This window comes from Chloroflexus sp. MS-G, assembly GCF_000735195.1.
GTDB lineage: Bacteria > Chloroflexota > Chloroflexia > Chloroflexales > Chloroflexaceae > Chloroflexus.
Genome location: NZ_JPIM01000082.1, coordinates 1 through 21,121, shown reverse-complemented (window position 1 = coordinate 21,121; position 21,121 = coordinate 1). Strand labels below are relative to the sequence as shown.

Annotated in this window: 16 protein-coding genes and 1 pseudogene; 7 read left to right on the top strand and 10 right to left on the bottom strand. The window is 53.1% G+C overall.

Translation table 11 applies throughout. From position 1 onward, the window contains the following. A pseudogene (locus JE47_RS22205) lies at nt 1–384 on the bottom strand (RNA polymerase subunit sigma-70); the annotation flags it as partial. Nucleotides 385–702: 318 nt separating this feature from the next. Here JE47_RS22205 and JE47_RS0114410 point away from each other — a divergent pair. The 5 genes from JE47_RS0114410 to JE47_RS0114390 are packed head-to-tail and all read left to right on the top strand — an operon-like array spanning nt 703 to nt 7,731. Further along, the gene (locus JE47_RS0114410) at nt 703–1,734 is read left to right on the top strand and encodes a helix-turn-helix transcriptional regulator (protein ID WP_031460428.1); all 1,032 of its coding nucleotides are present in this window, start codon (nt 703–705) and stop codon (nt 1,732–1,734) included. A gap of 4 nt (nt 1,735–1,738) precedes the next feature. Continuing rightward, the gene (cas3, locus tag JE47_RS0114405; protein ID WP_031460427.1) at nt 1,739–4,138 is read left to right on the top strand and encodes a CRISPR-associated helicase Cas3'; all 2,400 of its coding nucleotides are present in this window, start codon (nt 1,739–1,741) and stop codon (nt 4,136–4,138) included. A gap of 14 nt (nt 4,139–4,152) precedes the next feature. Next, a complete protein-coding gene (locus JE47_RS0114400; RefSeq protein WP_031460426.1) occupies nt 4,153–6,003 on the top strand; it encodes a hypothetical protein in 1,851 nt (616 codons plus the stop codon). Nucleotides 6,004–6,033: 30 nt separating this feature from the next. Beyond that, a complete protein-coding gene (locus JE47_RS0114395) occupies nt 6,034–7,023 on the top strand; it encodes a DevR family CRISPR-associated autoregulator (protein WP_031460425.1) in 990 nt (329 codons plus the stop codon). Nucleotides 7,024–7,026: 3 nt separating this feature from the next. Continuing rightward, complete coding sequence (locus JE47_RS0114390; RefSeq protein WP_031460424.1) at nt 7,027–7,731, top strand: hypothetical protein; 705 nt, start codon at nt 7,027–7,029, stop codon at nt 7,729–7,731. 69 nt (nt 7,732–7,800) lie between these two features. Here the strand turns inward: JE47_RS0114390 and JE47_RS20610 are convergent, their stop codons facing one another. Beyond that, the gene (locus tag JE47_RS20610; RefSeq protein WP_081910041.1) at nt 7,801–8,379 is read right to left on the bottom strand and encodes a peroxiredoxin family protein; all 579 of its coding nucleotides are present in this window, start codon (nt 8,377–8,379) and stop codon (nt 7,801–7,803) included. A 447-nt stretch (nt 8,380–8,826) separates the two neighbouring features. Between JE47_RS20610 and JE47_RS0114380 the strand changes: the two genes are divergently transcribed. After that, nucleotides 8,827–9,111, top strand: a complete 285-nt coding sequence (locus JE47_RS0114380) for an RNA recognition motif domain-containing protein (RefSeq protein ID WP_012255974.1) — start codon at nt 8,827–8,829, stop codon at nt 9,109–9,111. A gap of 516 nt (nt 9,112–9,627) precedes the next feature. On the opposite strand, the gene JE47_RS0114370 is transcribed toward JE47_RS0114380, so the two are convergent. The 8 genes from JE47_RS0114370 to JE47_RS0114335 all read right to left on the bottom strand — a co-directional run bounded on the left by JE47_RS0114370 (nt 9,628) and on the right by JE47_RS0114335 (nt 19,525). Beyond that, the gene (locus JE47_RS0114370; protein WP_031460423.1) at nt 9,628–9,891 is read right to left on the bottom strand and encodes an acyl-CoA-binding protein; all 264 of its coding nucleotides are present in this window, start codon (nt 9,889–9,891) and stop codon (nt 9,628–9,630) included. 371 nt (nt 9,892–10,262) lie between these two features. Further along, nucleotides 10,263–12,800, bottom strand: coding sequence for an ABC transporter permease (locus JE47_RS0114365; RefSeq protein ID WP_031460422.1), 2,538 nt, complete (start codon nt 12,798–12,800; stop codon nt 10,263–10,265). A gap of 12 nt (nt 12,801–12,812) precedes the next feature. After that, on the bottom strand, nt 12,813–13,760 hold the full coding sequence (locus JE47_RS0114360) for an AAA family ATPase (protein WP_031460421.1): 948 nt from the start codon (nt 13,758–13,760) through the stop codon (nt 12,813–12,815). A gap of 257 nt (nt 13,761–14,017) precedes the next feature. Then, complete coding sequence (locus tag JE47_RS0114355) at nt 14,018–15,973, bottom strand: protein kinase domain-containing protein (RefSeq protein WP_031460420.1); 1,956 nt, start codon at nt 15,971–15,973, stop codon at nt 14,018–14,020. Beyond that, on the bottom strand, nt 15,963–16,946 hold the full coding sequence (gene galE, locus JE47_RS0114350; RefSeq protein WP_031460419.1) for a UDP-glucose 4-epimerase GalE: 984 nt from the start codon (nt 16,944–16,946) through the stop codon (nt 15,963–15,965). The genes JE47_RS0114355 and galE overlap by 11 nt, the downstream gene beginning before the upstream one ends. A 14-nt stretch (nt 16,947–16,960) precedes the next feature. After that, complete coding sequence (locus tag JE47_RS0114345) at nt 16,961–17,533, bottom strand: hypothetical protein (RefSeq protein ID WP_031460418.1); 573 nt, start codon at nt 17,531–17,533, stop codon at nt 16,961–16,963. Next, a complete protein-coding gene (gene aroA, locus JE47_RS0114340) occupies nt 17,530–18,834 on the bottom strand; it encodes a 3-phosphoshikimate 1-carboxyvinyltransferase (RefSeq protein WP_031460417.1) in 1,305 nt (434 codons plus the stop codon). Before aroA ends, JE47_RS0114345 begins: the two co-directional genes overlap by 4 nt. Before the next feature lie 16 nt (nt 18,835–18,850). After that, nucleotides 18,851–19,525 carry a winged helix-turn-helix domain-containing protein gene (locus JE47_RS0114335; RefSeq protein WP_031460416.1) on the bottom strand — a complete coding sequence of 225 codons (675 nt, stop codon included), beginning with the start codon at nt 19,523–19,525 and terminating at the stop codon, nt 18,851–18,853. A 142-nt stretch (nt 19,526–19,667) separates the two neighbouring features. Between JE47_RS0114335 and JE47_RS0114330 the strand changes: the two genes are divergently transcribed. Further along, nucleotides 19,668–21,121 (top strand): serine/threonine-protein kinase (locus JE47_RS0114330; RefSeq protein ID WP_031460430.1); only part of this gene is annotated, 1,454 nt, incomplete at its 3' end.

Here is a 21,121-nt window from a genome sequence, read left to right as displayed (position 1 = left end):
CTTTTTCCGCAGAAGACTATGCATCTCACGTTCAGCACACGTTTTTAGGTATTGCAAGAGCTTCCCTAGATCGTCGCCCTGCAAGAGATCGGCTTGACGAGTAACGCCTTTTCTCAACTTGAGCCAGGCGTTATCGGTAACTTCTGTTTTATCATTCTCGTCAATCAGATCGGAAAACCTCATACACACTCGTTGAATCCATTGCCGGAGAATCGGCTGAAAGATTTCGGTAATGTGAATCCAGGCATCTTGATACCCGGCAAAGGCTCTGCGAAAAAGTTCCATGCAACACGGTGATGATCGTTCACTAGACTCACTAAATGCCCGACGTTCACGGCCACAACAGCGGGCGAGGTCGGCTATAGGAAGATCTGAGGCTGGCATGTAATACCTCACAGTTAGAGTAACAATAAGCTATTGTTCCTACAGAAAATAGCCCTGGCAACACACAGACATGGTTGCATTCGGATTTAGTTCTGATTCCGGTTGTTTCGATTGTAGCATGAACGATGTACGACATTATTACCAGAAACGCTCGTACATCGCTCAATCAGTTGCTCGTCACATAACTTCACGTGCAGAACATGTACTCATCCCTCTCACAAGAAAAGCACATCTTGACCGACATGCTGTTGCCATTTTTGAACGCGGAAGGTGCTAAGATAGCAACAACACATACATAACTCAAAAACAGGAGTGGGTATGAACAAGGGTCGCGGATTATCACGAGCCGAGCGCTTGAACGAGATGAAGCGGCTATATGTGCAACGGGCTTTTAGCGACATCGAGATGGCCGAGCGACTTGGTATCGATCGCTCTACCGCCTATCGCGACCGCATTGCACTAGAACAGGAATATCCCTTCATTGAAGAAGAACCGGGTCGCTACCGCATTGATCGAACCCGGTTAATTTCAGAGGTTCGGCTTAATCCTTACGAGGCGCTCTTCCTGTACTTACCGGCCCGACGTATGCTGCGCCAGACCCATGTAGCTAACCTGCATGTCGTCCATGCAGTCGAGAAACTGGCTGCGTGTCTCCAACAGCCGATGACTGAGCGGCTCCTGCAACTGACAACTGCTGTGCTCAAGCAGCAAAAACAGCCACAACGGTTGAGCATTCTCGAACAGATCACGATGGCGTGGCTGAGGCAGAAGAAGGCGCGTATCACCTACCGTGCGTTGCGCGCCCGCCGACCACTTATTCATACGATTAGCCCGTACCTCATCGAGCCGGCGCTTTGGAGTGATAGCGTGTATGTGATTGCCTATAGTGATGTTGCACGTGACATTGTACCCTTCAAATTAGAGCGGATTGAAGATGTAGTAACAACGTTAGAGACCTTTGAAATTCCCGAAGATTTCGATGAACAACAACTGCTCCGCCATACCTGGGGTATTTGGTTCGGTGACGATGAACCGGTTACGGTGCGCTTGCGCTTCAAACCCGGCGAGGCTACACAACGGGTGAAAGAGACTATCTGGCATCCCTCACAACAGATTACCCTCTTGGAAGATGGCGGATGTGAATGGCAGGCTCAGGTTGCCGACTGGCGTGAGATGGTGCCCTGGGTGCGCGGTTGGGGAGCAGCAGTAGAGGTGCTCGAGCCGGTAGAGTTCCGCGAGACGCTGATAGGGGAATCACGAGCACTAGCCGAACGGTACGGTTGGCATGTATCATCTGCACCATCCACGACTGGCGAATCAACCACCTTGCGTGACTTTTTCGGAGGTTAGATCGATGCAACTATACCCTTACCAGCAACGGGTTAAAGACCTCATTCTGAACGGTACATCTGTTGTCTTACAGGCGCCAACTGGGTCTGGTAAAACACGGGCGGCGTTGGCACCGTTTATTGAAGGATTTTTTGATCGGCCTGCCACTGTACCCCGTAAATGCATTTACGTTACTCCGATGCGCGTCCTCGCGAATCAGTTTTATGCCGAATATCATCAGCTTGCCGCGAGCTATTACCGACGTCACGGCAAACGGCTCGATGTTCGGATTCAAACCGGTGAACAGCCGGACGATAGACGTTTTGAAGGGAATCTTATCTTCTGTACCGTTGATCAATTTCTCAGTAGCTATCTCATGATGCCCTACAGTCTGCCGTATCGGCTGGCGAATGTGAATGCCGGCGCATTTGCCGGTGCCTACCTGGTCTTCGATGAGTTTCATCTGTTTGATCCAGAAGCAGCGTTGCCGACAATTCTCTACGTTCTGCAACAGCTTAAAGGTCTGGCGCCAGTGATGTTAATGACGGCGACATTCAGCGGGAATATGCTACAGGCATTAGCTAATCTGCTCCATCCGGCTGAAATCGTAACCCTTTCCGTAGACGAGATAACTGCAATAAACACCCGTGGCAATAAGCCGGCCCGTCAGCGCGTCTGGCAGGTCCCCGATACGCCCCTACAGGCTGCGGCAGTGCTGGCTGCTCATCGCCACGCTTCAATGGTCATCTGTAACACGGTGCGGCGAGCGCGTGAGCTATATCTCGACCTGAAACAGCAAGCTCCGGAAGGCACCGAGATTATTTTGCTGCACAGTCAATTTTTACCGTCGGATCGGCGTCGGATTGAAGAGAGGCTGCGGAAGCTCCTTGGCATTGGCGCACCTCGTGAACAAGTCAATCTGATCATTGTTGCAACCCAGGTGGTTGAAGTTGGGGTCGATATTTCAGTTGAGATCCTCCACACCGAACTGGCGCCACCGGCTAGTCTGATCCAGCGGGCCGGTCGCTGTGCCCGCTATCCGGGTGAGACCGGCGTGGTTATCGTGTATCCGGTTGACAGGTACGCACCCTATGCCTTCAAGGACAACAATTTGCTGAAAAAAGAGATGGATTTGACCCTTGATTGGCTGAAGTCCAAACAGGGTCAGCTCGATTTTACCGATGAACAGGCGTTGGTGAATGCGGTCAGTACACCACGTGATCGGCAGGTCATCGGGAATATCCAGGCCAACCGGCAGAATCGACAGAGCAACATTCACCGTTGTCTGGACGGTTTTCGTGAAGGAGCTTCGCGATTGCTAGTACGCGATGTTGACAGTCGAACACTGTTGATCCACCACGATCCGGACCAGTTGCTGGCCTCACCTTATGACGCCATTGGGCTAAACATTCCGCTCTATTCGTTGCGGAGTATGGTCAAAGAATGGTTACAACGACCGGTTACTGTACCATGGCGTGTGCGTCGGCTTGATGAAAGTGAGGCGGGTGATCAGTTAGAGAATAATCGGCCTCTCTACCGCTGGGTTGATGTCCGGGATGGTCGTGATCTGGAAGCAGCCGCACTGATCGTCGTTCATCCGGCGCTGGCCGGTTACTCAGAACAGGAAGGCTTCTTACCCAACGTCGGTCATTTGCCGTTTCTATCAACACTGCCACCTGCGACCACCTTAATTGATCGCACCACTTTTGGGTTGCGAGTCGAACCATACCGCGATCACATTCAACGAGTACTGCAAGCCTTTAGAGACCTGGCGCTCTCCGAACTTCATTTTGCCGCCAATGCCCTCGAACGAGTCGCTGGTTGGCAGCGGGGAAGTGTGCTGTGTGCGGCCTGGCTAGCCTGCTTATTTCACGATGTCGGGAAACTCTCAGTTGGCTGGCAACAGTGGGCGCATGCTTATCAGCAGGCAATCGGGCAACCGATTGACCAAAAAGTTGCCCTGGCCCATACTACCTTCGACCGCCAGAATCCAATTCATGCGCAGGAGGAACAACAGGTGTCACAACACTATCAACGCCCACGTCATGCCGCCGAAGGTGCATTAGCAGTCGCACGTATACTGGCCGAGGCGCTTCCTCATCAGGAACTTGTGAAAGCGACATTAACAGCGATTGCCCGGCATCATGCGCCTTTTGTACGGAATTGTCAATCGTTTAAACTGGTAGATAATGCGAAAGATGTTATTAAAGATACGCTACAATTCCTTCCCAAAGATGTCACCTGTCATGCGAATCCAGATATGCTCTGGCAACAGGTAGATACCGGTCAAGTGAGCCAGTTTGCCGATCTGCTTACCAGACCGACCGACCGTTACGGTTGGATTGCCTACTCGTTACTAGCCCGTGCGCTCCGGCGAGCCGATCAGCGCGGGACTGAAATGGGCTGTGAACAGGCAACACCCTGAATGTTGGAGTGGTTATGAATTCGTCGATCTATCGCAGTGAGTATTATGTGGAAAAGCGTACCGCTACGTTTGCCGATAATCTGGTTGCGTTTGGTGTAGCTTACGTATTCAACGGGATTGCCGATGGTCGAGCACGGATTACGATTGAGGATTGTGGTCCATATTTTGCTGTCATCTGTGATCCGCCATTGCGTGAAGAATGGGTTGCCCACTGTCAGTTTTTTACCGGTGCTTTTTTACTCATCACCGTTGATCGCAAGAGTCAGCAAAAGTTGATCAAAGGTACTCAGATTGCGGTTGAAACGGTAGCGGCAATGCCAGGAGTTGCTCCTGATTACGAACAGGCCAAAAGCGATAACGAAACCTATTGGGCCTGGCGACGTAGTGTGGGCGATCAGTGGCAACAGCTTCAACCACCGGTCGAACCCCACCCCGATTGGGAACTCTTTCGGGCAATCAATCCGGCCGCATTGCAAGCCGCTAACAGTGCGGCGGCTGAATGGTTTCAGGGGCAGGTCGCATTTCCAGAGCTACTGAAAACGGTGCTGATCTATACCAGTGCGCTTCCGAACAAAGAAGAGGAGGCCGCGAAACACTGGGCAGAAGTGTGTAAACGTCATGGACTGAAACACTCGAAACAGCTCAGCGCCTCTCAATTAATCAATCCAACCCAGGGCAAGGGAACGACCAATAGTAAAGCGATCTTTGCGAAGCCCGGCAATCTCAGTAACTTCTGGCTTACCGAATACCTGAAGTGGGTTGGATTGCGCTGGGCTGGCTTCACCCGTCTGATCAAAGATAGCAAGGATCGGAAAATCTATGTCCTGGCGCCCAACCGGCTCGACTGGGAGCATCACCTGGGTATCCGCGAGCAGTTTCGGCGCTTAATGGCTGGTTCAGGTGGCGCAATTCAGCTCGACATCCTGGCTGCGTTGCGTTATGCGAAAGCAGTCCTGAGCTACGCCGAAGTCAGTCGTAATCAGAGCCTACTGGCTCAGGTGTTCGGCACACACCAAGGTGTTAATAGGCTGGTGTATGGGCTTGATAGCGCCTACTACAAGAATCTCGGTCAGTCGGCGGCGGTTATGAACATTGCCCGGATTGGTCTACCGTCCTGGATACAACCACGAGTGCAGAGTGATATTCCGCGCTATCAGGCAGTGATTGACGAACACCTGCGGATTGTGCGCAATCTCGATGAGAAGCGTGGTGAAGAGTATGAATTACTCCGTAGCTACCGTGATTTTCTCTCCACCAATGAACTCACGGCATTACTGGCATTTACCGATGCCTACTCTGGCTTTGTTATCCAACGCGACAAGCTCGCACCGCAGTTTACGGTTTATTCTTTGGAGGTTATGATGAGTTCGATTGCCCCACCCTTGAGCAAGATCACCAAATCACGCGGCTTTCGCAATCTGGCCTATGCCATTCGGATGGCAACCGTTGAAGCTCATCGTCGCAGCCTGAAGCGTAATCAGGATAAGTACGAAGTATCGTATGAAGTGCGATATGGACTTGGGCAGGAACTGTTGCGTAAATCAGCGTATCCCAACGAGTTTATTGTCGCTCTGAGCAAGTTTATTCACGATTACAATGCGGAAAATGCCCGCATGCGAGAACGCTTGGAGCGTCAGGGTAACTCGCAACCACGCGGAGCACGCAGCGATGTTTCGATCCAGGATATTGATGAGTTGCTGGCCTTGATGGATAAGTATCGCGATCCGCAGATGATTGCCAGTTTGCTCGTGGCGTATGGCTATGCCAGCACATACCAGCGTGATGAAACTTATACGCCTGAGCGTGATACTGACGAGGCAAACGATCAGGATGCTGGTAGCACTGAGGAATCGGAAGAGGAATAGTCACATGTGTATAGCCGAGGAGACATCAGTATGAAGCCTATGTTCAGTCTGTCAATTGCTGCTCGTGCCGTCTTGAACCTCCACTCGTTGAATAACGAGGGTGGTGAGGGGTATCAGATTCAAACGCGGATGGTTAACGTCTTTGCCGATGGTCGTCTGCACAGCGTGAATGCAATTAGCGGCGACATGTTCAAACATATTCAGTCGGAACACCTGCATCGATTGGCGGTGCAGGCTGGCCTACCCCTTTCAATCGGTGCACGGCTGTTTAATGCCAATCGCATTAACTACGATCTCGACATTGACAAAGGGTTTCTCAACCAACTGAAGAAGGCCAAGAGTAATGCGGCCGAGCTTGACCTCATTCTGCAGCGCTGTGCGGTCACCGATATGGCAGGAGCGTTGATTACCGCCGAGAACCGCTCGTTGCCGCGCAAGAGTGTCGTCGAGTTTGGGTGGGTCGTAGGTGTTCCAGGAAGTGTTAAGACCGACTCATACTTCCATGTCAAATTTGAGAGTGAGCGTGGCGGTGGTAGCGCTGGCGTTGATGAGTCTGGTTCGATTACCGGAAAACAGACTCCCTTCCATCGTCCAGCATCATCGGGTGTCTATGCAATTGTGGTACAGGTTGAGGCAGCACGGGTTGGCTTCAACGATATTTCGCAACGCTACGCCATTGATGCCGAACAACGGCAGAAGCGTTTACGCGCCTTGCTTGAGAGTGTGCTCTACACCTTCATCGAGCCTGCCGGTGCGATGCGGACGGCGCAAAATCCGCACATTCTTGACGTCAGTGGTGTGATCTCGGTCAGCTCGAATGTTCTTCCGGCGCCCTGCATCTCGCCACTGAAAGATGATTTTGTTGCCGATGTTCAGCGTGTTGCTAACAGTCTGAACGAGCTCCATCCAGGGGCAATTGAGCTGTTTTCATTCGCTTCGCTCGGCGAATTTGCCGAACAGATGAGTCGTCTTATTCGGGAAGCTGAACCGTTTACTCTGCCGGTGGTGCAGGGAGAGTAGCTTATGTGGTTAATTGCTGAATACGAAGCTGTCTCACTCTTCTCGTTGCGTCCGAGTGCCACGACTGCTTCTGGCGGGAAAACGCTGCTGGCGCCCTCGCCTTTTGCGATCAAGGTAGCGATCTTCGATGCCTTGTGTCGGCTCCAACCGTTAAGTACGGTGCAGCGCTACTGGCCTGATATTGCCCGCTTGGAAGTAGCATTACGACCGGCAGCGCATGCAGTTGTCTCGAACGTCTTTCAGCGCGTTCTCCGTCCTAGCCGTAGCAACGCTCAGCCCAATGATCCTGATTTTGAAGGCTTTTTCCAACGGACAATCGGGTATCGTGAGTACGTTCATCTGGTTGGTGCCTTTGCGATTGGGTTGGGCTGGGAAGGTACAGCGCAACGTGATTGGTTATCTACCGCGTTGATCAATATCACCTATCTCGGCAAACGGGGCGGTTTTGTTCAACTGCTACAGGCACCCGAATACCAGGAAGTCTTACCGCCAGACTTTATTTCGCTCACTCAACCTGGTATGAATTTCCCGCTTGACGGAACTCTCCAGGTCTTAGATGACTGTGATGATAAAGTAAGTTTTGAGAAGGTGAATGTTTATGATCAGACAAAAAAGCTGTCGAAAGATGACCGTCAGCCGCGACATGTAGTATTACCCTACCGATTAAAACGTTCGTCTAAATCGTTCTCGTGGTACGAACGGATCTAACAGCACCTCGTGACTAATAAAGGTCGGGGCACGTTACATCGTGCCCCTCCTCCCCGTCATCCTCCGCTGTCATCCCCCCAACGCATCCAACACTGCTGCTAGCTCGGCAGGGCGTGGTGGTGTGAAGACGACTGACAAAGGTGCTGCCCAGTTCCAGCGAATGATCCCGTTGGCATCGATGACGAAAACACCGGGTAAGGGCACTCCCATCGCCGATCCCATCCCGTAGCGGTAAAATACTTCCCATTCGGGGTCGCTCAGAATTGGATATGGCGCACGCAAAACCTCGGCCACGTAGCTGGTCATTTCGAGATCAGTACTGCTAACGACCAACAGGTGGGCATTGCGCTGGACGAACAGCTCATAATGCTCCCGCAACGCATCCAGTTGCGGCGCGCAGTGCGGTCAGAAGAAGCGGTCACTCACAATCCGGGTAAGATTGAGTACAACCGGTCGACCACGCAGCGCGCTGAGGGTAATCGTGCGGCCATACTCAACCCGATCCTCCGGTGGCCCGCTTATGAACTGTGCATACGGTAGAGTAAAATCGGGCGCCTCACTGCCAACTGGCGGTACGTTGGCCGGGCCGCGCGGTCTAATGAATTCTTGCCGCCATTTGTCGGTCATTGGAATGAAAGGTCTCGCCATAGTACCTCCGCAGCAGAAGAAACACTTCTTTATGTAGTATACCCCGATTTGCAGGAGATTGAAGACAGGAGATAGCAAATAGCCAGGGTGAAAATCCCTCTTTCACTCGCTGGCAGAAGCGGAATGAGGCCAGATGGTTGGTGAGGAGGTCTAACTCCCCACTTCCTCAAAATCATAATTCCTTTCAAAATCCCACTTGCAATTTCGGAAAGGTGTGTTATAGTAAGCAGGTAAGTCAACGTCGTGTGCTGCAAGACCGGTATCAGAGAACTCTCGTGCATTTGGTCGATCGGCAATGCTTCATCGCTCGAAGCAAGTACGTTGTCGATCGCCGGAGCGACCAATCGATCCAACAAGATCGATGGCGGCAGTACGAGAGGTCTATGATAGCCGGTTTTTGATATGCCATGACGGTATGTCAAACCAAGTTTCTGTGGAGTATGTGCAATGTTGGTAAAACTGTTCGTCGGGAATTTGCCGTGGAATGTGGGCGATGCTGAGCTGGGTTCGATCTTCGAGCCGCATGGTGAAGTACAGAGTGCACGGGTCATCAATGACCGTGATACCGGTCGCTCGCGTGGTTTTGGCTTCGTTGAGATTGAAACCAATAACGTCGCCGCTGTCATCCGCGCAACCGACGGTCTTGAGGTGGGTGGACGAAATCTGAGGGTAAACGAGGCGGAAGATAAGCCACGTAACGCTCCTCGTGGTGGTTTTGGTCGCCGTTATTAATCTATAGCGGAACAATAAGCTGAGAGCTGGGGGCTGGTTCTAAATCGGCCCCCAGCTTTTTTTGTATCTCCTCTTTATCTTTCCACTGCTGAGAAAGGATGAAAATCGCTTCATTTCTCAGAGCTTGATCAAAAACCCGAATTTCTCATGAGGCTCGTACCGTGCATCTGCGACATTGCGTTTGAGAGCCAACGTCCTTTGCCTCCATCCGCTTCGCGTTCTCTCTGCTGCGCAGGCAACCCCAGGCGATGCGCGGGACGGACGGAGTTCACCTCGCTACTCGTTCCTCCTTCCTCTCCTCATGTGGGAGAGGAAGGAGGCCAGGGGGAAGGTGAGAGAGACCGAAATCGTCATCTCCCTGCAGTGTGACGACGGTCGGTATTACCAGCTCTCCGTGACTATCGTCGTGAATACCTGTAGGGGCGAGGCGTTGCCTCGCATTTCCTTGTGAATCGTCTTCCATCCATCGCCGAGGTGCATCCGTTGCGAGAGGATGACAGATGATTCGGATAGGCTTTAAATTGACTGCTTCAGTCGCTCAACGAGTTCGATGTAGCGGCTCATTGCCTCGGTTGCTGTTACGCCTTTAAGTTTAGCCCATGCATCGTACTTTAACCGTCCGGTCATATCGAGCACACCTGGCCGACTACCCTGCACATCACCAACCGTCGCCTGTTTGTAGAGCGCATACAGTTGTAAAAGGGTTTCGTTGTCGGGACGACGCGGTAATTGCTGCACCTCTTGCGCCGCACGCTCAAAAGCCGCCTGCAGATCACTCATTGCCGGTTCTCCTTACGTTCACACGGATCGTGTTCGTATATCGTACCATAATTTACGAGACGTTTAACGCAATGTGTCAGAACTTGTCTGGAAATCCTCCTACCCAGTGTCCACGTTCTGAGAGGCTGATCGAAAACCCAGCTTTCTCATTGGGCACGTCCCGTATCCGTGCGACCATTTCGGGAGGAGTTCCACCATGCTTTCGCACTAGCTACACTACTTCCCCCCTTCCTCGCCCCGTGTGGGAGCGGAAGGGGGCCAGAGTGACAGTGAGGGGGGCGTCAGATACTCTCCGCCCAACCACTTCTACGCAGAGGAAGGGTGAAAACGACTGGCGGGAAAAAGGTTTTTCAGATACTCGCTCAGCAGTATTATTCATCCCGCAGCGCAACTGCCGGACTGGTCTGGCTCATGCGCAGAGCTGGCCATACTCCTGCTAACACCGCAGCAATCAGTGCTACCATAAATGCCTGTCCAAAAAGTGCCGGATCAACAGCTAATTCCAGTGTCCAACCAAACGAGCGCTTATTGATCACATACGTCAGGATCAGGGCCAGCACCAATCCTAACGGTGCTGCCAGCAGACCGGCAGCCAGTCCCATAAGTCCAGTCTGACCGAGCACGACTCCCCAAAGTTGGGCAGGGGTCAAGCCAACAGCGCGCAATACCCCCAATTCACGGGTACGTTCGAGCTGTAATGCCATCAGCGCACTTAAAATACCAATAAACGCAACGATAGTGGCCAGGAGCTGCAGCACAGACGTGATGGCAAAGGTGCGATCAAAGACAACCAGTGTCCCCTCACGCAGAGCACGACTGGCATTGACCAGCACCGTCCCATACGCAGCACTTATCGTCCGCACCCGATCAATCACCGCTTCGACATCGTACCCATCGCGCACGTAAATAGCCAGTGAAGAGATCGCCCAGTCATCCCATAATGCGCGGTAGGCAGTATCGTTCATCCGTATCACCCCCCGATCAGAAGTGTAATCGTAGTAGACACCGGCAATTGGAAGATCACGCATCCCGCGATCGGTGCGTACCGTCAAGGTATCACCAACGCCCAGACCACTCCGGAATGCTAACGGTTCTGAGATAAACACGGCGCCACGCTCCCAGGCTTCCCATGTAGTAGCATCCCCACCCTGTTGGAAACGTAGCGCCCGCCGACCACGTTCAGTTGCGCCTCCGATAGCAACCAGGGTTGTCGGGCCGGTTGGCAGGTCGATCTGCACACTACGAAAGGTGGTAATCGACTCAATTTCGGGCATTGTCGCCAGCGCAGCCGCTAACGCCGGGTCAAGCACGGTATCGATTCGATTAGCGACGTTACTCGGTGGTGAAACGTAGATGTCGGCAATTAAACTCTGCTCTAACCAATTGATAACAGTTTGGCGGAAGCTCCCGATCATAATTCCCACCCCAATGGTCACCGAAACTGCAACCATCAAGGCGGCAACTGCCACCGCCGTGCGCGACAGGCTGCTCACGACATCGCGGATCGCCATTCGCCCCAACATACCTGATATTCTTCCTAAGGTTGGTTGCATGACGGCCATGAGCGCAACCAGGGCGGGTGGTGTGATAAGCGCAGCACCGATAACGATTGCAAACAGACCACCAAATGCAGCGTAAAGCCCTGTCGTGTTGGCCGGCATAGGGATCACTAGCACCCCACCACCGAGAACCAAGAGTGCAATACCGGCGCCAGCCAGGCGCGGAATAGCCCGCCGAATGCGATCTTCGATGCTCGAACGGCGCAACACGGTACGCGGTGGGGTATACATCGCCTCAAGTGCTGGCATAAGCGCCGCCAGAATCGTGGCGATAACACCAAGTCCGGCCCCTTTTAAGAGCACGAACGGTTCGAGCTGTATATCACGCACGGTAACCACAAAATAGAGATCGTTTATCGTCTGCGTGACTAAACCGACCAGACCCCTTCCCAATACAACTCCCAGCCCCAGGCCACCAGCCACACCCAGCAAACTGATGATAAATGCCTCAGTCAATACCAGACCGGCTAACTGAGCACGACTCACACCCACACAGCGCAGCGTTCCCCATAAGGTACGGCGTTGGACAACACTAAAGGTCATAGTGTTGTAGATCAGAAACATACCAACAATCAACGCCAGCAGACTCAAGGCGGTCAGATTCAGCTCAAAGGCATCGGTCATTTGCTGTAATGCCCCGGTGCGAGCAGTGACAGGCTGAATAGTGATACCAGGTGGCAGGCTGGCCGCCAGCACATCGAGTTCAAATGTCTCCGGCACGATCAGATCAATCCGACTCAGACGACCGGTATTGGTTAGCAGTTCCTGCGCACTCGCAATATCCACAACAATCAGACCTTCCAGTGCCCGCCGACTCACCTCATTGGCAGGATCGAGAATACCAACAATCTCTAACATCGATTGCCGGGCGCCGATCTGGATCGGCACGTGATCGCCAGGATGCAGGTTGGCCGGTTCGGTGACGGTACGCGCGAGCAGCGCCGCCCCCGGTTTGATCAGCAGCGCAGCCAGATCGACCGAACCATTACTGGCCAGGTATGGCCGAAACGGGGCCTCGGCAAAGGGATCGATTCCGAAAAGCTGGTATACACCAGGCCCAAGGGTTGGTGCGTTAACATAGCCCTCGACAACCGGTGCAGCAGCCAATGCAGGGAATTGGCGCCGGATCATTGGGTACACTGTTTCAGGTAAACCGGTTGGGCCACCGATAATCTGATGTGTTGCCTGACCGGCGATGGTATCACCGGCCAGTTGAAAAGCACGACGGGCACTGGCATTTGCCAGATCGATTGCGACAACAACAGCTACCCCTAACGCTACCCCTAGCACACAGAGCACCATTTGCCACGGATGGCGAATAATCCAGCGAAGCGAACTACGCACGAGCATACAGGTTTCGTTCTAGCGCGGTACTTCAACGCGATTGAGGATACGACCAATGGCTGTATCGACGTTCAAGCCTTCGATTTCGGCTTCCGGGCGTAAAATGATCCGGTGCCGCAAAACTGGACGAGTCAACAGCTTGACGTCGTCGGGAGTAACATAATTGCGATCATAGATAGCGGCCAGTGTCTTTGCGGCGAGCAAGAGAGCGATTCCGGCCCGCAGTGACGCGCCGACCAGCAATTCAGGGCTATTGCGAGTCGCCTGGACAATCGCGACAATATAATTCAGAATGCCCTGCTCAACCTGTACCTGAGCAATTTCCGCCCGACATACCGTGAGTGCTTCGGGTGTTACAATGGCACGAAGACCGCTCGTCGTTAATTGATGCGCATCGAAACCGAGATGGTAACGGCGCAGAACTTCCGTTTCTACTTCACGTGATGCGTAATCGATCACCACTTTGAAGAGAAAACGGTCAAGTTGAGCTTCGGGCAATGGGTAGGTACCCTCATACTCAATCGGATTTTGGGTCGCGATGACGAAAAATGGTTCTGGCAGCGGCAAGCGCTGGCCTTCGATAGTAACCTGACGTTCCTCCATCGCCTCAAGCAAAGCGCTCTGCGTTTTCGCCGGTGCACGGTTAATCTCGTCACCTAGCAATATCTGCGTGAAGATTGGTCCTTTACGCAAACGAAACTGACCATTACTCAGATCGTACACTTGTGTGCCGACCACGTCGGATGGCATAAGATCGGGTGTAAACTGAATCCGACGAAAGTCGGCCTGGATCATCTGCGCCAGTGTTTTGGCCATCAATGTTTTGGCAGTGCCCGGCGGGCCTTCGATTAACACATGCCCTCCACAGAGGAGAGCAGTGATCAACAGAGTTAACGGCTCTTCCTGACCGACGAGTGTTTTACGGGCTTCGCTTAACAGGTTTGATACCAGTTGTGCAGTTTGCATACAAGTTTCTCCACAATGCCGCTACAGGTATGGTACCACGACTTAAAATGTTCCGGCAGGGGAGGGGTAACAATAGCAGGGTTTAACAAGAGAGGAAATAGAAAATAGGGACAAGTGATAAGGCAGGTTAGGAACCCGCCCCCAATAAGGTGCTTCTGAGACGGACACGGGTTCCACGGATGCTAGCGCAGGGCGCGGGCCGTTGGCCCACACTCCTAGCCGTGATGGTCTTTGGAATTGAAATACCGAAATACGTGCTACCCCAGCAAAACAACCAGGCAAATCAGCAAAAATGTGGCGAGTACTACTGTCAAACTGATAAATCCAATTCGCTCCCAATGTAAAAAACGCCAATCGGGGGGAATGAGGTTCTCGAAACCGTAAATTGCCAGCCGATACTCTACTTCTGGATTGCCAAGATCGAGCTTTATTTCCGTTAGCGGAATAAAGTTGATCTGTAACTCAGCCATTACAATCTGACTATCCTTATCCAGTTGCTTCTGCTGAAGTTCAATCATCTCTTTTACTTCGCTGATTTGAAGCCATTCGGGGGGAATGCGCTGAACTCGGTTCCGGTACACCAATTCGGCTTTGCAGGTGCGATGCAACCACGCCTCATCAACATCAGGCAAATCGTTTTGGGAACTATCTTTTACCACTCGCCGCGACCACTCCATAACCTTGCGCTGCACCAGACGTCCGAAGCTCTCGCAGCGTTTACAGGGTAACGAACCACGACCACTGCACGCCGAACAGGGAACGACCCGTTGTCGCACGACCGCTGGTGAATCTGCTGAATTGCTCTTCGGCTGCTGGTCAACAGGTTGTTCAGGAACAGTAACCCGCCGCTGACCCTGGCATGTTGGACAGGTAATCACCCCTTGCCCCTTGCAAGATGGACAGGTAACGATCTGTTCGGAACCGGGCACGATCACACGACCACCGGGATGTTCTTGAAACTCTTTCGGTGGTGGTAATTCAATCTGCCAGAGCGCGAGTTCGCGCTGAGGAGGGATCTGTTTCTGCTGGGAATCGGGTTCCTCTTCGAGACCAGCTTCACGGCGCTGTTCGATAAGCAAGCGTAGCGAAAAGAAGAAGACGTTCTGATGTTTCGTATCGTGAATCTGGGCTATTCGCCCAAGCAGCGGTTGATAAAAGCGCTTTGTTTTCGACCATTGGTCGAGCAACTGTCGAATAGACGTATCATCGAGCTTGCGTGCACGCTCTAACGCTCGCTCAAGTGGCTCGCGAAACAACGAACCACTCAAAGCCTGCTCTACTTCATTCGGCTCAATCAGGACGATTTGTCGCTGAGTTCGGGATGTCGTTACCGGCACCGCTGGGTCACCGGTTACGACATACGTCTGAGTGAAATGTCGTCTTAATGCAATTTCGAAATCAGATGCAGCCGCACCGGCACTGGTATAGCGATGTTCGCGATCAAATGCCAGTAACACGCGAATAATGCGATCAACCTCGCTCGGAAGTTTCGCACCAGCTTCTGCCAGAGTACGGATACGTGCAAAAGATTCGCGTGAAACCGGTGGGGTTGGTGTCTCATACCACGGTTCTTCGCCGGTCAGCATGAAAAAGAGCACCACCCCCAGACTGAAAATATCAGATAAGTGGGTCGCATTGCTGGCCGAGATCAGAGACTCTGGTGCAATGAAGCCAGGAGTTCCCATCACCATGTTGGTTGAGGTCAGCGAATGATCCGGATCGCGTGCTATCCCAAAATCGATCAAATACGCCTTATGCTCCTGCTCATCGATCAGGATGTTACCGGGTGACAAATCCCGGTGAATGAAGTCATGACTATGTGCATAATCGAGTGCATCGGCAATCTGGCGAAAATAGATCAGCACTTTATCAGGCGGCAGACGTTGATCGCGCCCTTTGATACGGTCGCGCAACGAAACACCAGGGATGTATTCAAACACAACATAGTGAAACGGGTTTTGGAAACCGTAATCGAGCAAGCGCGAAATATGGGGATGGCGGAGGCGTGCAGCAATCCGCGCTTCTTGTTCAAAGCGTCTGATGCGTGCCGCCTCCTGGCTCAAGAGCACCTTCAGCGCGACCTTGTGCTCTTTGATTTGCCGGTGATGGGCACGAAAAACCCGGCTTGACTCGCCACGCCCAATCTGCTGCTCAACCTCGTAATGGCCAAATACCCTTGGCAGACTGGGGGTAGAAGGAGTATTAGTCGTCATAGCCATTTGGATGAGTACGATGCCACTCCCACGCCGATGCGATAATTGACTCAAGATCGGTAAATCGCGGTTGCCAGCCCAACTCGGCGCGAATCGTCTCGGAAGAGGCCACCAACACAGCCGGATCACCTGGTCGGCGCGGCCCAACTACCGCCGGGATCGGATGACCGGTCACCTTGCGTGCCGTTTCAATGACTTCACGCACAGTAAAGCCCTGGCCGTTCCCCAAATTGTAGCGACGCTCACCCAACCGGTCGAGCGCTTCCATGGCCAGAATGTGAGCACTCGCCAGATCAAGAACGTGGATGTAATCACGCACACACGTCCCATCACGGGTCGGATAGTCATCACCAAATATGGTGACATAGGGCCGCTGACCAAGTGCTACCTGAAGCACAATAGGGATCAGATGCGTTTCAGGATCGTGGTCTTCACCACGATTTGGGGTATCACCGCAGGCATTGAAATAGCGCAAGCATGCATAACGCATCCCATAGATACGGGCCATCCAGTGCAACATCCGCTCGATAAAGAACTTCGACTCACCGTATGGCGAACCGGGCACAATTCGTTCGTTCTCAGCAATCGGAATCCGTTCGGGTTGATCAAACAGATTTGCTGTGGAAGAGAGAATAAACCGGCGCACACCGGCGGCGATTGCAGCCTCAAGCAGATTGGCTGCGTTGGCAACATTATCGCGCAAGTACAGAAAGGGTTTCTCCATACTCTCGCCAACCAGCGTATACGAAGCGAAGTGCATAATCCCATCGATACCGGGATATGCGGCAAAGATGTTGCTCAGTGTCCTTCGGTCGGCCAGATCGGCTTCAATAAAGACTGCCTCTGCCGGAACAGCGGCCCGATGACCCTGATACAAATTATCGATGACGATCACTTCATGGCCAGCGCGTACAAGTTCGGCACTGGTAATACTACCAATGTAACCAGCACCGCCAGTAACCAAAATCTTCATGAAAATCCCCTCTCTCAAATACTGACCGCAGAATCGCTTGCTGATGATTCTGGAACCTCAGTTGGATGCTGTTCAACAGGTGTGGTAGTTCGTGCGATGTAGAGTGCCTGGATGGCTCGTTGTGCCAGACAGACAAAGGTGCGGTGAAGCGGAGCGCCACCATTGATCGGAAAAATCGTCACGTTTCGGAGTGGGATAAAGTCATCGGCCAACTCCGTCAACATCTCTTCCAGGCTCACATCGGGCCGTTTGTACATCTCGGCCCGCACGGCGAATTCGGCGGTAAAAAACATGACCGTCTGGGTTGTCCGCTGTGTTGCAATTGGATGATAATCGGCTGGCGGTTCAGGTTCGGCCAACACCGACACTAGCAGCGCATCACCCCAGGCAATCAATGCTTGTGGTACACGCTGAGCTTGCTGTGGTCGCCAGAGGGGGGCAATACTGACATCGTGCAGGGTAATGAAACGGCTCAAGCGGTTGTTCAGCGCATCGCTCACTCTTCGGTAGAGCGGGAGTGTGTAGCTACCGGTACAGAGAAGCGCTGGGGTAAAAACCTCAATGGTAAACGTAAATCCCTGGTTCATACCGTCTCCTGTACCGTTGCCAGGGTTTGCCAGAATTCCGGATAACTTACTGCCGCAGCCGTTGGTTCGAGAACTGTTGTTTCACCACGAGCCACCATAGCGGCGATTGCCCAGGCCATTGCCAGCCGATGGTCATGGTAACTATTGAGGGTTGTACCCTGGAGCTGACCGGGCCGCCCGCTGATAACCATTCCATCGGTGGTTGGTTCGACTAGCGCCCCCATCGCACTCAAGCCGGCAGCAACCGTCGCAATGCGATCAGTCTCTTTGGCCCGCAGTTCTTGCGCGTCTTTGATCACCGTTTCACCGGTTGCACAGGCAGCAGCTACGGCCAGGATCGGAATCTCATCGATCAGCCGAGGAATAAGCGCACCAGCAATCGTCGTTCCACGTAGCGATGACGAACGGACAACGACATCACCAACCGGTTCACTCCCTTCCAGCCGTTCATTGATAACCTCAAGATCAGCACCCATAACACGCAACACTTCAAGCGCACCGGTTCGCGTAGGATTAAGGCAGACACCAGGTGTCACCAATTCAGCGTCAGGATGGATTGCTGCTGCCACCCACCAGAATGCAGCCGACGAAGGATCACCGGGAACGCGCAGCGAGAGAGCAGCGGGCATTGTCGCAGCCGATGGCGGTTGCAGTATGATCTGTGACGACGAAACAGAAATATCAAGCCCCATCGCTGCCAGCATACGCTCGGTATGATCGCGCGAATCGATCCGACCGGTCAAAACGAGGGGAGCCTCGGCATTCAATGCAGCCAGCAGGAGTGCCGATTTAACCTGCGCCGAAGCAATGGGCAACTCGTAATGACCACCGCGTAACGTTGCGCCGCGAATCGCCAATGGTGCTCGATCACCATCGGCCCGACCATCAAGGTGCGCGCCCATGGCGCGTAAAGGCACGACAATCCGACGCTGCGGACGCGAACGGAGCGACGCATCACCGGTCAAGACACTAAAAAACGGATGACCCGCCAGTAATCCGGCCAGCAAACGGAGCGTTGTGCCTGAATTCCCACAATCGAGCACATCGGTTGGCTCTTGCAAGCCTCCCAATCCTACCCCATGAACAACCAACTCGCGTTCCGCAAGTTGCTCTACCGTTACCCCGAGTGCACGAACACACGCTACCGTTGAAAGACAATCAGCACCGGGCAAGAAATTCGTAATCCGTGCGTGACCTTCTGCAATTGCATTCAACAACACGGCCCGGTGTGAAATAGATTTATCGCCTGGCACCGAAATCACGCCACGGAGGCGCTTCGGCGCAGTCAGTGTTATACTCATGGTTTCTCTATCCACTTTAGCTCGCTTCTGCTTTCGACTCCAGATCGGGTGCTACGACCAATTTGTAGCCAAATCCGCGTTGAGTAATCAGGTATCGTGGTTTTGATGGGTCTGGTTCGATCCGCTGACGCAAGCGATAGACCAGCGCATCAATTGCGTTGTAATCAAAGATGGCGTAATCCCACACCTGATTGGCAATCTCTTCTTTACTTACCACCTCGCCTTGTCGCCGATAGAGCAGGGACAACAACCGAAATTCCTTCATCGTTAGCGGTGGTGACAGTAATTCACCGCGGATGTACACCGATTTTGTCAGTTCATCGACCCGGATTTCAGCCCGCACTGCACGCAACAACGATGGATCAAGCGTTCCTTTCATCGTTGCTGCCGGGTCGCTAAATGTAATAACGGTATCGGCGATCAAGATTTGATCAGAATTGTGCAGACTGCGAACACCAATCAGGCGCTCTTGATTGAGAAATGTGCCATTCGTGCTATCGAGATCACGGACAAAAAACCCCTCCTCGGTCTGTTCAAAGCGGGCATGACGTCGTGAAGCGAGCGGGTGATCAATAATAATGTCATTCGATCTATCACGTCCAACTGTAATGATCGGGCGATCCCACACGATCTCGCGGTATTCCCCATTACTTCGCTTAATAATCAGTTGGGGGGCGGGAGCGGATTGCATCGTTCACCAGCCTCCATCATGCTTTGAATGCGTGCGTGCAATATGGTACAATCACCTTGACCTTGCTGATTATACCATGGCATTTTCGCTTGTGGCAGATATTGTGACTCACCACGGCAATGATATGTGATTGGAGAGACGGGTGAGTAGTGGAAGCGGACGGCGCATCGGTCGTTATGAGGTGATCGAGGAGCTTGGTCGCGGTGGTATGGCCCGTGTGTATCGGGCACGTGATACACAACTTCAGCGGATCGTTGCGCTGAAAGTGTTGGCCGCGCAACTGAGTCTCGACACTGAATTTATCAAGCGATTTGAACGCGAGGCACGCACTGCGGCTAATTTGCGTCATCCTCATATTGTCACTATTTACGACATTGGTGAGGATCAGGGCATCCACTATATTGCAATGGAGTACATCGCCAGCCGACCATTGCACTCGATTCTCGAACAGTATGGTGCGCTTGGTCTTGGCTATGCCATCGCTATTCTGGAACCAATCGCTCAGGCACTCGATTATGCCCATCAGTCTGGCGCCGTTCACCGTGATGTCAAACCGCACAATATTTTAATTGATCGTAATGGTCGTGTCGTTCTGACCGATTTTGGGATTGCGCAGACACCAGAGGCGGATGAACAGCGCCTGACGCGCACCGGCGTGTTTATGGGAACACCAGAGTACATTTCGCCCGAACAAGCCGAGGCCCGGCGTGTTGATGGGCGGAGTGACCTGTACTCGCTTGCAGTGGTCGCGTATGAAGTGATCGCCGGTCGCGTACCGTTTAGTGGCGCTACACCCCAACTGATCGTTGCCCATGCGCAACTACCACCGCCACCTATCACGTCGTTTGTGCCCGATCTTCCGACCGACCTCGATCTGGTACTTACCCGTGCCCTCGCCAAACGACCAGAGCGTCGCTTTCAGACGGGTGCGGCGTTCATAGCCGCTTTACGTGAGGTGGCCGAACGAAATGGGATTGCGCCGGTCAGTACCTCTGAACTAGCTGCACTGGTTGAACCATCGCTCCAATCAATGCCGACGGCACCGGCCCCTGTGCCACTTGGGCCACCTGTGCTACAATCAGTAGCACACAAGGCGAAGCCTGCACCTGCACAGCTAGCTTCTGCAGACGGAGAAGCGGTAAGCCGACGCAAAGAACCGGCAGTATCGAACACTGCTCATCATCAGCCAGGAACGCCGCTGCCACCTGCACCGCCGGTACAACCCAGGCGTCACGACCCTGAACCAGTGGTGAGATCACCGGCTTTACCCTCCGATCGCACCGAGCAACTTCCATTTTTTATTATCGGTGGTTTGCTCCTGGTTGTGGTGATTGCGATGATGTTCCTGTTTATTCGCAGCTTCAATGTTAATGCTGGCCTATCACCAACTGCCACTGCTCCACTTGGCCCATCACCGACCCTTGCCGCACCACTGCCGACTGCGACGGCAACGTTTACGGCAGTACCTACCCTGGCGCCAACGGAAACATCAACGTCGGTGCCACCGCCACCATCACCGACGCCTGTGCCGCCGACAGCTCCACCACCGCCGCCACCGCCGTCACCGAAACCACAACCGTCGCCGACGGCCACAGT

Bases quoted from the DNA above. Each gene is read 5' to 3' on its own strand.
- JE47_RS0114410 (WP_031460428.1), top strand. From the start codon at position 703: ATGAACAAGGGTCGCGGATTATCACGAGCCGAGCGCTTGAACGAGATG.
- cas3 (WP_031460427.1), top strand. From the start codon at position 1,739: ATGCAACTATACCCTTACCAGCAACGGGTTAAAGACCTCATTCTGAAC.
- JE47_RS0114400 (WP_031460426.1), top strand. From the start codon at position 4,153: ATGAATTCGTCGATCTATCGCAGTGAGTATTATGTGGAAAAGCGTACC.
- JE47_RS0114395 (WP_031460425.1), top strand. From the start codon at position 6,034: ATGAAGCCTATGTTCAGTCTGTCAATTGCTGCTCGTGCCGTCTTGAAC.
- JE47_RS0114390 (WP_031460424.1), top strand. From the start codon at position 7,027: ATGTGGTTAATTGCTGAATACGAAGCTGTCTCACTCTTCTCGTTGCGT.
- JE47_RS0114380 (WP_012255974.1), top strand. From the start codon at position 8,827: ATGTTGGTAAAACTGTTCGTCGGGAATTTGCCGTGGAATGTGGGCGAT.
- JE47_RS0114370 (WP_031460423.1), bottom strand. From the start codon at position 9,891: ATGAGTGATCTGCAGGCGGCTTTTGAGCGTGCGGCGCAAGAGGTGCAG.
- JE47_RS0114365 (WP_031460422.1), bottom strand. From the start codon at position 12,800: ATGCTCGTGCGTAGTTCGCTTCGCTGGATTATTCGCCATCCGTGGCAA.
- JE47_RS0114360 (WP_031460421.1), bottom strand. From the start codon at position 13,760: ATGCAAACTGCACAACTGGTATCAAACCTGTTAAGCGAAGCCCGTAAA.
- JE47_RS0114355 (WP_031460420.1), bottom strand. From the start codon at position 15,973: ATGACGACTAATACTCCTTCTACCCCCAGTCTGCCAAGGGTATTTGGC.
- galE (WP_031460419.1), bottom strand. From the start codon at position 16,946: ATGAAGATTTTGGTTACTGGCGGTGCTGGTTACATTGGTAGTATTACC.
- JE47_RS0114345 (WP_031460418.1), bottom strand. From the start codon at position 17,533: ATGAACCAGGGATTTACGTTTACCATTGAGGTTTTTACCCCAGCGCTT.
- aroA (WP_031460417.1), bottom strand. From the start codon at position 18,834: ATGAGTATAACACTGACTGCGCCGAAGCGCCTCCGTGGCGTGATTTCG.
- JE47_RS0114335 (WP_031460416.1), bottom strand. From the start codon at position 19,525: ATGCAATCCGCTCCCGCCCCCCAACTGATTATTAAGCGAAGTAATGGG.